The sequence below is a fragment of the Lentilactobacillus kisonensis DSM 19906 = JCM 15041 genome, assembly GCF_001434135.1.
Classification (GTDB): Bacteria; Bacillota; Bacilli; order Lactobacillales; family Lactobacillaceae; genus Lentilactobacillus; species Lentilactobacillus kisonensis.
This window is the reverse complement of sequence record NZ_AZEB01000115.1, coordinates 1-254: the sequence shown is the minus strand read 5'-3', so window position 1 is coordinate 254 and position 254 is coordinate 1. Positions and strand designations below refer to the sequence as shown.

The following is a 254-nucleotide window of genomic DNA, read 5'->3' as shown; positions in this document are numbered from 1 at the left end:
TTTGGCAGTCGTCAATTAGCTGACAATCTAAACCTTGATCCTGAGATTCTTGATCAAGTTGGTCGCGTTGGGCGGCGTCGAGTTAAACGGTTAATGGATAAGCTGGGGATAAAATGTTGTGTCAGAATTAAGCAACATGACCGGATTAAGCAAAGTGAACAATATATCAAAGACAACGTGTTGAATCAGCAATTTAGTCGCGTCAATCGCCCAGATGAAGTTTGGGCATCTGATTTTACGCAATTAACTTACGG

1 pseudogene is annotated in these 254 nt (G+C 41.7%); it reads left to right on the top strand.

Features of this window, described 5'->3' with window-relative positions:
* Positions 1-254, top strand: a pseudogene (locus tag FC98_RS14965) (IS3 family transposase); the annotation flags it as partial.